The sequence below is a fragment of the Streptomyces sp. NPDC017943 genome (assembly GCF_044328425.1).
GTDB classification, from domain to species: domain Bacteria; phylum Actinomycetota; class Actinomycetes; order Streptomycetales; family Streptomycetaceae; genus Streptomyces; species Streptomyces djakartensis_A.
The window spans coordinates 1-10,751 of sequence record NZ_JBIRHH010000032.1 but is presented as its reverse complement, the minus strand read 5'-3'; the positions used below and the strand labels follow the sequence as shown (position 1 = coordinate 10,751).

The following is a 10,751-nucleotide window of genomic DNA, read 5'->3' as shown; positions in this document are numbered from 1 at the left end:
CAGCGGCTCGATCCGGTCCCACATCGCATCGGTGATCATCAATCGGACAGGCACATCCGATCAACTGATCAACCCATCAAAGAGACACGACCTAGACCGAGTCCGGAGCCAGCACCCCCCACCCCTCCCGGGCCCGGACCACCCGCCCGGCCCGGGATCATGTGTGCTGACCTGCAGGGACGAGGGTGCAAGGCGTGGCATGGCACGAGGCATCACCCGGTGACCACCCCGAACTGGCACACCGTCAGGGAAGACGGGGTAAGCCCATCGGTCGCAACAACAGACCGTGCGGGCATTCCTAAGGATGCATCAAAAAACCGGACGATGGCGTTCGTTCAAATGTCGAAAGGGAGCGGCTCGAGCGGATTGCCTCTGTGCTTTTAGACGGCATTTCATGCATGGGTTGGGCCGTACATAGTCCTCTTCAAGCTCTCCACCGCAGTGCGGACATTTTCCGCAGTAGGCGTCTCCGCATGCCTCACCGCAGTTTTCGCAGAGGTCTTCGTCTGCCATCTTCTGCACCCCTTCGTTACGGCCTCAGCCGAGAGGCCGGGCCTGCGCAGGGAGCCGTGGGCGTAGCGCGAGAGGGCCGGGAGGCTGAGTCCCCGGATCCCATGTCCGTGCCGCGTGCGCAGCTCGCCGCCGGACGTCTGCCCGCCGTCCCGGCCGTTGCAGTGGCCGGTGCGGCGCGGCGGCCTGCCGAGGCGTTGCTCGGGGTGGGAGGCCCGATTCCCCCTGGTCCGCGAGAACGGCGACGCGGACCAGCTCGCGGGTCAGGGCGGCGAAGCCGGCGGCGGTGCTGCGCAGCCCGGCCGCCGCACGCTTGTCCCGGACCGCTTCAGCCAGGGTCTGTTCCAATGCCTCACACCGGCCGCAGATCTCCGACCCGAACGGGAACAGACACGGCAGCTGTAGATCGTGGTCTGGGCGGTAGGGCTCTCCGATCGCCGTGATCGAGGCGGCGCCGGCCAGAACGGCGGCGGCCGCAGCGGTGAGCAGGGCCGCCCATGGATGACGGATGCCGCGACGGGCTCGCGGGTCAGGCACCACGGCCAGATAACTCCGCAGTTCAGTGACCGTTTCCAGCGGGTCGGGACTGGAGGCGTCCCCCAGTTGCTGAAGGCATGACGGCATACGGGAAGACGGGCGCGCAGGCACGGACTCGCTCGGTGCTCATACGGACTCGACACCCACATGATCACCAGCCGCCATGCCTGTTCCGCGTCCAAGGCCGCTACCGACAGAAGCGACAAGCCGTCATAACCAGTGCTCAGCAGGCGAACCGCCCACCTCGAGACTTCTCAAAGACCCAGATGACGGCCCGCCCCCACCGTCAAGACGCAATGACAGCACGGATCGCTGATCGATCTGGCCTTCAAACCATCCTGCCCGCTGCATCGACACCATCATCCAAGCCGTCTACACCTGCTGACCTGCAGCTATTCAAAGGAAGGAGGTTCAGTGACCCAAGCCTGGCTGTCATACGTAGACGATCCCGGGGAGGCAACTTGTGGCCTCAACGGCATACGTAAACTTAATCGGGATGGGAAATGAGCCTGGAAAGCCGAGAAGCATTGACTGACAACACTCACCTGCAGCGCGGTATAGGCGTTGTAGCACCCTTCGATTTCGCACTGGACCGAGAACTTTGGCGATGGGTCCCAGATCACGTTTCGCTGCACGTAACACGTACACCACATAACCAAGCAGAGGTGAGCCTCGAATTAGCCCGAATAGTGAGTGGACGAGAGACATTAGTTGGCGCGGTACGCAGTTTTACTGCGGTCGCTCCTGAGGTTGTGGCGTATGCCTGCACATCCGGAAGTTTCATCGAAGGAGGCTTGGGTGAGCGAGAGATGTGCCGGGTGATGACGCGTGCGGCATCCATCCCCTCGGTCACTACCTCCGGCGCACTGCTCGAGGCTCTGGATAATTTGGGCGTACATCGCGTGGCTTTGGTAACCCCGTACACGACGTCCGTCACGCATGCCCTGGAAAAGTATCTCGCCGAGGCAGGCGTCACAGTCACAGGATGCGCATATATGGGGTTGACTCGAGATATTTGGAAGGTGTCATATCGCAAGACAATGCATATGGCTCGAATTGCAGTGGATGACGCTGCAGATGCTGTCTTTATTAGCTGCACTAACTTGGCCACATATGACGTGATTGCGCAACTTGAGACTGAGCTTGGAATACCGGTACTCTCGGCCAATCAGGTGACGATGTGGTCAGCACTATCCAGGCTTGACACCAAAGCGCTCGGGCCATGCCAAGCACTGATCGATCCAGCGGCGCGCACGCGGCTCCTACCTCTGGAGCTTCGGAATGGTGAGAGGTACCGTAACAGCGGCCGAGGGGTGGCTCGGCACGAGTCCTATTGATCAGAAACTCAAAGGGTTCTCTTCGAAGGTTTAGCGGACGTGCGGGCCGTGGAAGTAGCCGCGGACGATGTGCGGCTGGCGCTGACGGCGATGGAAGAATCGTCGTGCGTTGCTAGCGAATTGGGCCTGGGTACGGTCACGTCCGTTGGAGTGGTGTATCGACGGCCACTCGGTGATCTCTTCTTGAGGCTATGCGGTGAGTTCGGTGGGCAGGGTGGCGTCGTCGGTTTCTGACTCGATCGGGTGGAGGCGGGCTTTGGCGAGCAGGTCGAGTCCCATGTAGCGGCGGGTTTCGGTCCATTCGTCGTTCTGCTCGGCCAGGACCGCGCCGACGAGCCGGATGACGGCGGTGCGGTCGTGGAAGATCCCGACCACGTTGGTGCGGCGGCGGATCTGCTTGTTCAGCCGTTCCTGGGGGTTGTTCGACCAGATCTGCCGCCAGATGTCACGCGGGAACGCGGTGAACGCCAGCAGTTCGTGCTGGGCGGCGTCCAAGTGGGCTGCCGCCTTGGGGAACTTGGTCTCCAGGGCATCCAGGACGTGCCGCATTGGGCTTTCACGGCGTCGGTGTCGGGCTGTTCGAAGACCGTCCGCAGCAGCGTTGCCACCCATGGCTGGGCGGACTTGGGGACCTGACTCAGCAGATTCCGGGCGTAGTGGGTGCGGCAGCGCTGCCAGGATGCGCCGGGCAGGACGGCGCCGATCGCGTTGAGCAGGCCGGTGTGGGTGTCGGAGACGACCAGCTGGACGCCGGACCGGCCGCGGGCGGCCAGTGAGCGCAGGAAGGCCAGCCAGCCGGCGCCGTCCCCTGCGGTGGCGACGTCGATGCCGAGGATCTCACGGTGTCCGTCGGCGTTCACGCTGACCGCGATCAGCGCGTGGACGTTGACGATCCGTCCGCCCTCGCGGACCTTCTGGGTGAGCGCATCCACCCAGACGAACGCATAAGGGCCGGCGTCCAGGGGCCGGTTGCGGAAGGCCGCGACCTGCTCGTCGAGGTGTTGGCCATTGCGCTGACCTGGGACTTCGACAGCTGGGTGACGCCGAAGGACTCGGCGAGCTATTCGACTCTGCGGGTGGAGACGCCGAGGAGGTAGGCGGTCGCGACCACCGAGATCAGAGCCTGCTCGGCCCGCCGGCGTCGTTCCAGAAGCCAGTGCGGGAAGTAGCTCCCGCTGCGGAGTTTGGGAACGGCGAGTTCGACGGTGCCCGAGCGGGTGTCCCACTGGCATGGGCGGTAGCCGTGGCGGTGGTTGACGCGTTCGTCGCTGACCTGCCCGTATTCGGCGTTGCAGAGGGCGTCGGCTTCCGCGGACATGAGCGCGTCGGCGAATGTCTTCACCATCGCGCGCAGCAGATCGGGACTCGCCGCAGCGAGGTTGTCCTCGGCGAGGGCGTGCAGGTGCAGACTGTCTGGTGCGGTCATCGTGCTGATCTCCTTCGAGCTTCGACACCTCGAAGATCAGCCGTTGGCCGTTCTCATATCCGGACCCTCACTCCGACGCCGGGACAAACACCCGGATCAGGTGGGAACCGGTACACCAATTCCCTGAACGCAACCCTGACCGGCGCCCTTGAGACGCTGCCGGCGCCGACGGTGACCGCGACCGCGCTGTGGCACGCCCGCACCAGGCTCGGCGTGCGCCCGATGCGGGCCCTGTTCGACCTGCTGCGCGGCCCGGCCTCAGCGATCCGCACTGCCGGGGCCCGCTGGGCGGGACTGCTGGTGGTCGCCATCGACGGCACGTATCTGGACGTCGCCGACGATACGGACGTGCGGGCCCGGCTGGGCAAAGGGGCCAACCAGTACACCGCCGCCTCCGGCTACCCGCAGGTCCTGCTGATCGCCCTGGTCGCCTGCGGCACCCGCGCGGTCATCGACGCGGTCTTCGGCCCCCGCAAGCCCGGCGAGCCCGTCCTGGGACGCCGCCTGCTGCGCTCACTGCGCCAGGGCATGGTCGTGCTGCTGGACCGCGGATTTGCCACCAATGCCTTCCTTCAAGCCGTGGCCGACACCGATGCCGACTTAGAGGGCATTTGATCTAGGCGTATTGCCCTGTATGCCCTAGTAGGTTCCTCGCCAGGTTGGTGTGGTCTCGTCCGTTATGCGTTTGATGAGGTTGTCGATCGAGGCGATGTGGATCATGGCTTCGGAACTGGCGGTGAGGGTCTCGTAGTCGCGGGCGAGACGGCGGTGCATCATGATCCAGCCGATACTTCGCTCTACTACCCAGCGTCTCTTCACGACGTGAAATCCGCGCTTATCCGGGTTTCTGTTGACTACTTCGACGTCGATTCCGAGGCGGGCGCCGTGTTCGATGACGGAATTTTTGAAGCCGGTGTCGACCCAACTCTTGAAGATGGTTGGGTACTTCTCCTTCGCCTGGTCGAGGAGGCGTATTCCCAGGGCGTTTTCCGAGAGGCTGGCGGCGGTGACGGTCACGGCGAGGATGAGGCCGATGGTGTCGGTGAGGATGCCGCGCTTGCGGCCGACGATCTTCTTGGCGGCGTCGGTTCCCTGGCTGGTCAGGGGTACGTTGGTGGAGGTCTTCACGCTCTGGGTGTCGATCACGGAGGCGGTCGGTTCGGGCTTGCGGCCGTCCCTGACGCGGGCCAGGCCGGTCAGGTCGTAGTTGAGCTGGGCGAGGATTCCCTCGTCGCGCCATGCGGCGTAGTAGAAGTAGACGGTGCCGTGGCCCGGGAAGTCGTGCGGGAGGTACTTCCAGGGGATTCCGGTGCGGTTGATGTAGAGGAGTGCGTCGAATACGTCGCGCAGTTCGACTTTGGCCGGCTGTCCCGTCGGCCGGCGTTCGAGTCGGGCCTTTCTCCAGGCCGTCAACGTCGGCTCAATCAGGGCCCATCGGGCGTCGGACAGGTCGCTGGGGTACGGCTTGCGCTCGCTCACGGCGCAGCGTGATCATGAGTACGGCGGAGGCGCAGGTTCCGCTGGAACTCAGGCGATTCTGTGGTGTTTTCAAATTAGACGGGTTTTCGGACATGAAGCCGCATGAGACGGACAGTCGAGTGCTCGGCCCCGCAGAGTACGAATAGCCCCTATCTGGTGAAGACGCCCAAAGCGGGACATGGGTAAAACTCGCATATCGAAAAAACGCTATGTGAACGCCCACTCAGAGGTCGTTTTCTCCCGTTGTTTCATCCCGTGATGCGTATTTGATTCGGTGAGGTCGGGTCGCGCCAGGAGATGGTGGCTTCGCCGGTCAGGCGGCGGGCCATGAGGTCGGTCATCGCCAGGTGGATCATGGCCTCGGAGCGGGACGGGAGGGTTTCGTAGTCGCGGGCGAGACGGCGGTGGAGCATCAGCCAGCCGTAGGTCCGCTCGACTGCCCAGCGTTTCGGTATCGGGGTGAACCCCCTGGCCCCGGGGGTGCGGGCGGTGATTTCCATGTCGATGCCCAAGGTGGCGGCATGCTCGACGAGGTGCTGACGGTAGCCGCCGTCTACCCACACCTTGCGGATGCCGGGATGTCCGGCGGCAACCTGATCGAGCAGTCGGGTGCCGGCCACAGAGTCCTGAACACTGGCCGCGGTAACCAACACCGCCAGGAGGAGGCCGAGCGTGTCGGTGACGATGCTCCGCTTGCGGCCCACGATCTTCTTGCCTGCGTCCGTGCCCTGACTCGCGGCGGGGACGCTGGTGGAGGTCTTCACGCTCTGCGCGTCGATGACGCAGGCCGAGGGCTCGGCATTCCGGCCCTCCTTTCGCCTCACCAACTCCCGCAGCAGGCCATTGAGCTGGGCAAACACCCCTTCCTTCTGCCACTTCGCGAAGTAGCCCTAGACCGTCTCCCAGGGCGGGAAGTCGTGCGGCAGATAGCGCCACTGCACTCCCGTGCGATCCACGTAGAGGATCGCGTTCATGATCTCGCGCAGTTCATGTTCGGGCGGACGCCCGAAGTCCAGGGCCCGGCCGCGGCGCTCGAAACGCCAAGCCGTCAGGACCGGCTCGATCAACTCCCAGCGGGCATCGGACAGATCACCCGGATACGGACGTCGCTCACTCATGACCTGGGCTTACCGCCCCGAGCCGAGTGCGCCCAGGCGTGCGTCTTCGGCTGTGGAAGCACGGAATGAAACAGGGCGTCTTGGAATGAGACAGGCGCACGTTGCATCCGGCCTCAGACATCACCCCGTCCGGCCCTCAAGGCTCCATCGCGCCGACCACCTCACCAGCATCAGACCTCTATGGCTCGCAATTTATGAGATACCAGCACAAGCAAGGTGAAAACAACCTCTTACTGATCGTTTCAGAATGCAGCTGAGGTGGTCACTCGTCATCGAGTCGCTGGAGGACCTGCTGGAAGTCGCCGGAGTCGAGCAGACCGGCGATCACCTGGGTCATGTTGTCGATGCCGGGTTCTCGAACAATCAGCCCGTCGGAGCACCAGAAGTAGCGGCCGCCCAGGTCCTCGCCGGTCTGAACCCCCTTGTCCATCAGGCGCTCGACCTCCGCGACGGTGAACACGGTTGCGCTCCAGCGTGAGCCGCCGTCTACCAACTGGACCTCGACGTCGACGTTGCAGACGGCATCCAGGTCCTCACCTGCGCCGGGCAGGAAGGACGCCACGAAACGGTCCGTACGGACGCGGTACCAGGGTTCCTCCCATCCCTGTTCAGTGGCTTCGGGCTGTGCACTGTTGGTCATTCGGGGAGTATCACGAGCCGATCCAGTGGGCTCAACCAGGTTCTCTGGCAAGCTCCTACGTCGTGACTACCGACCTTGTCCCCGATGAACTGTGGGAGCGAATAGTCCCGCTGCTGCCAGAGCGGCCTGCGCGGCGGGAGCGTCACCCCGGACGGCTGCCGGTGCCGGACCGGGTTGCCCTGGCCGGCATCATCTACGTCCTGCGCAAGGGAGTGGCCTGGCGAGATGTGCCCTTCGTCGATGCTCCTTGCCTCGGGAGCCGCCGCGCAGGCACACACCAGCAGGATCGCCGTCAGCGAGAACCAGCGGCCCTTCCTTGAGCGCGGATCGGGCCCCGACTCAAGGAAGGGCCGCAGGTCAGCGATCTGGTCAGCGTCAAGGAGACCCAACTTCGCCAGCACGGCGGGGATGGGAGAAGATACAGCGGCAGGCACGGGCAACCTCGTGATCATCAGGCTAGACACCCAAATGATCACTCAATCCTGCCTGCTCTGCTGTCCGCCCCAACCACTCGCACAACCAGGGACTTTGCACGAGCCCTGTCTGTCACCGCTTGCCGGTGCCATAGTTGATCCCCACGATCCGGCACGCTTCGTAGCTGGTCAGCCCTGGCCCATGAGCCGGAAGTATTCCTTGCGATCACGGACCAGCTTCTTGCGACCTTGGGCCACCGTCCGCACATTGCGGATCTCGAACTCAAGCGCACCCCTTGAACTGAGGTGTTGCGACGACTCCTGAACCAAGCGTCGACGTGAGGCCCGGGGTTATTTGAGCTTCTCCGTTGCATCTACCTGGAGTCCAGCGAGAACCGTACCTTTATGTACGCCTGTGCAGATACTGCGGATTGCTCGAAATTCCCTTTTGGGCCGGTGCATCAGAGTCCTCGAGACGCACGTAGCTGCTGCTATCTGGCCTACCAGGAATGATCATTTCAGCGAACTTCGCAAAGCGGGACGGCCTCTTCTGTACGGGAGTTGGCGAAGTGTTTATTGTGCTCAAAAGCATCGAGCATCCTGGGGAGATGGATGCTCGCCCATTTCCATCATAGTCGACATTTGCGTCGCCATACACGACAAGCCTGCAATTTGTCAGGTACGATGCAAACGCGTCTCGCTCTTGCGGGGTGCTGCCTGCGAGATGTGCCTCCGCCTCACGTGCGACTACACCTGGATGCAGTTGGGGAGTCTTCATGAGATTGGCTGTGCAAAATTGGGCATAGTCCTCATTCGCGACCCTCATGGCCAAGTCGCGCCATTGCTCCTGGGACATAGGCATGATGCCACACCTTCCGTGGGAATCGGAGTCTTGCTCTGGGTTGCCGCTGCACGGGCAGCAGGATTACCCGTACATACGGTTCACATTCACTTGCAGTTCAGGCTCCTGCGATCCTGGCTCGCATCCGTCGATTTGCCCGGCACGTCTGGCGCGCATCAATCAGGCTGCCACCGCTGCCCCGTAGCCGGACCCGCGTCACCCCTGCGGGGGTCCTTACGAGTTGGTGCGTGATAGCGGGTGAGGTGTCCTGCCAGGTGGATGGCATGATCCCGCTGTGGTGATCACGGTCAATCGGACGGTGCTGGCGCATAGGTTGTTCACAGGGCTCTCTCGGCAGCATCTTGCCTGCCTGGTGGATGAGTTAGCCGAGCCGTGGCAGGCCGGGGTCGAGGGTCGTCGCCATGCTTTGCGAGGCGGGGCCCGCAAGCGAGCCGAAGGTGGCGGCGCCCGTCATCAGCTGGTGTTCGTCGACCGGCTGGTGGCGACCCTGATCCATCTGCGGCACGACCTGCCGCACGCGGTGCTGGGGCTGGTGTTGGGCGTCGACCGCTGCACCGTCACCTGAGTGATCGGAGAGGTGCGCACGCTCCTGGCGGAGCGAGGGTGCGCGGTTCCCGACCGTCCGAGCTTGCTGCTTCGGATACTGACGGACGTGTTCGCCTATGCCCAGGCCAAAGGTGTGGAGCTGCGTCTGGACGCCACCGAGATCCAGGTCCGCCGGCCCCCGAGGGCAAGCCGGCCGCGGCGGACGCCGTGCGTTCGTCTCGGGCAAGAAGAGCAGAACACGATGAAGGCCACCGTCATCGCCGACGATCAAGGCCGACCTTGTCGACCGACGCTCTGCGGCCTGGGCGTATGCACGATGCCACGGCCGCCCGCAACGAAGGTATAGCCGTCTGCTTGCAGCACTTCCCCGACATCAAGGTCCTCCTGGACGACGGCTACCTCGGCCTGAGAAACACGACCACCGCGGGACAAGCCATCACACCACCGAGGAAACCCCGGCCGGGAGCACTGCCCGGCAGAGTCGAACAGTGGGAACGCGACCGCCACGGCCACCCTCCGACCGCATCACCGTCGAACACGCCCTCACCGACCACAAACGCTGAAAACGACTGACCCGCTCAAACCACCGCCGCGACCGCCTCCCCGACACCTACCGCGCCATCGCCAGCCTCGTCTCCGACCGCACCGTCACCGTCTGAAACAGGCTACGACCAGGCCAAACACGGCTCCTTGCTATCACGCACCACCTCGTTAGCGAAGGGCTTGAGTTCTGCGGGCTGGTGATATTGAGCCCTTTTCAACCTGACCGATGAGGTGGGGCGTTGGGCGGGTCGGGGTGGTGTCTGGACGTGAAGAAGCTCCTGGTAGACGGGTGCACGACCAAGATCGCCTGTCCAACAGGAGCTTCGGCGTGCTTGTCTACCCGTCCGGCATCGTGTGTCCACTCCGACCTTACGGTACCTGGCGTCCCACTTGCGGGCCCGCCGCGAGGAAGTGGGGACGCGTTGGCGTCGTGTGAGCGCGAGCCGTCAGGCTCTGCTGGTCCTGGCGCACCTGTGCTGCGGCCACGCCTACGCCCAGCTCGCCGCAGGGTTCGGTGTCGGCATCTGACGGCGGTCGTGACAAGCTCCCCATAGGCCGCCTGGCAACTGCTGCCCCTTCCGTAGGCCTTCTTCCAGGTCGCGGCCGCGTCCTCCTTGTCGGAGTGGGCGGTCACGAGGACGCCGTCCAGAGCGATGACGACCTGCCCGCCGGTGTCCGGGGCGTTCTCACCGGCCAACGGCCAGACACGGTTGCGGACTTCGGAGCGGGCGGACCGGATCGCCTGCAGGGCCTTCTCGCCGGAGGCGGCGAGGGTGTCGATCAGGCGGGAGACGGTCGGATCGGAGGCGACCGGACCGAAGAGGGCCGGCTCGGCCCGCAGCATCGCAACGTCGGCGAGGCAGTCCCCGCCCAGCGCGACTGCCAGAGCGAGATCCAGGAGGATCTTGCCGGGATCGTGAATGGCCCGCGGCTTGCGCCACGGCGCCAGAGCTGTGGAGATCGCCCGGTCAAGACCGGTCTTGCGGACCGTTTCGACCAGCAGGACCGAACCGGTCTGGGAGACGACCTGGCGGCCGTCGTCCTGGACGCGGACACGGGGATAGGACCCGATAGAGTGCTTCACCTGGGAAGTGCCTCCGGCGGTGGCAGGAACAAGGACCTCGACAATCCTCATGCTTGCTGGGCAGGGGCACTTTCTGCTTTCCTGCCCGCCTGCCGGACAACCCGCTTCATGAAAGCGCGAGGCTAAGGTCACAGGAGAGGCGGCGAGGAAGGCCGCGGCACTTAGACTGTGTCCTACGTGGTGAGGTGGACGAGTCGTTTGTAGCAGCAGATGGTGGCGGCGAGGCCGAGGAAGGCGAGGTAGTTGCGGGGGTTGC

Annotated in this window: 5 protein-coding genes and 6 pseudogenes; 5 read left to right on the top strand and 6 right to left on the bottom strand. The window is 64.1% G+C overall.

Going from position 1 to position 10,751, the window contains the following annotated elements; genetic code table 11:
• Positions 1-537: 537 nt before the first annotated feature.
• Complete coding sequence (locus ACH4C6_RS35075) at positions 538-1,134, bottom strand: transposase family protein (protein WP_398112679.1); 597 nt, start codon at positions 1,132-1,134, stop codon at positions 538-540.
• Between the two features lie 416 nt (positions 1,135-1,550).
• Between ACH4C6_RS35075 and ACH4C6_RS35070 the strand changes: the two genes are divergently transcribed.
• Positions 1,551-2,384, top strand: a complete 834-nt coding sequence (locus ACH4C6_RS35070; RefSeq protein WP_398112678.1) for an aspartate/glutamate racemase family protein — start codon at positions 1,551-1,553, stop codon at positions 2,382-2,384.
• Between the two features lie 189 nt (positions 2,385-2,573).
• On the opposite strand, the pseudogene ACH4C6_RS35065 reads toward ACH4C6_RS35070, so the two are convergent.
• A pseudogene (locus tag ACH4C6_RS35065) lies at positions 2,574-3,810 on the bottom strand (IS256 family transposase).
• A gap of 171 nt (positions 3,811-3,981) precedes the next feature.
• Here ACH4C6_RS35065 and ACH4C6_RS35060 point away from each other — a divergent pair.
• Positions 3,982-4,425: a transposase gene (locus tag ACH4C6_RS35060; protein WP_398112677.1), complete on the top strand. Its 444-nt coding sequence runs from the start codon at positions 3,982-3,984 to the stop codon at positions 4,423-4,425.
• A 24-nt stretch (positions 4,426-4,449) separates the two neighbouring features.
• On the opposite strand, the gene ACH4C6_RS35055 is transcribed toward ACH4C6_RS35060, so the two are convergent.
• The 3 genes and pseudogenes from ACH4C6_RS35055 to ACH4C6_RS35045 all read right to left on the bottom strand — a co-directional run bounded on the left by ACH4C6_RS35055 (position 4,450) and on the right by ACH4C6_RS35045 (position 7,047).
• A complete protein-coding gene (locus tag ACH4C6_RS35055) occupies positions 4,450-5,289 on the bottom strand; it encodes an IS5 family transposase (protein WP_398112676.1) in 840 nt (279 codons plus the stop codon).
• A 248-nt stretch (positions 5,290-5,537) separates the two neighbouring features.
• Positions 5,538-6,407: pseudogene (locus ACH4C6_RS35050) on the bottom strand (IS5 family transposase).
• A gap of 262 nt (positions 6,408-6,669) precedes the next feature.
• A complete protein-coding gene (locus ACH4C6_RS35045) occupies positions 6,670-7,047 on the bottom strand; it encodes a hypothetical protein (protein WP_398112675.1) in 378 nt (125 codons plus the stop codon).
• Between the two features lie 20 nt (positions 7,048-7,067).
• Between ACH4C6_RS35045 and ACH4C6_RS35040 the strand changes: the two are divergent.
• From ACH4C6_RS35040 to ACH4C6_RS35030, 3 pseudogenes are all read left to right on the top strand, one after another.
• A pseudogene (locus ACH4C6_RS35040) lies at positions 7,068-7,304 on the top strand (transposase); the annotation flags it as partial.
• Positions 7,305-8,596: 1,292 nt separating this feature from the next.
• Positions 8,597-9,527 (top strand): annotated as a pseudogene (locus ACH4C6_RS35035) (transposase family protein).
• 212 nt (positions 9,528-9,739) lie between these two features.
• Positions 9,740-9,933 (top strand): annotated as a pseudogene (locus ACH4C6_RS35030) (IS5/IS1182 family transposase); the annotation flags it as partial.
• 55 nt (positions 9,934-9,988) lie between these two features.
• Here ACH4C6_RS35030 and ACH4C6_RS35025 read toward each other — a convergent pair.
• Positions 9,989-10,495, bottom strand: a pseudogene (locus ACH4C6_RS35025) (transposase); the annotation flags it as partial.
• Positions 10,496-10,751 lie beyond the last annotated feature (256 nt).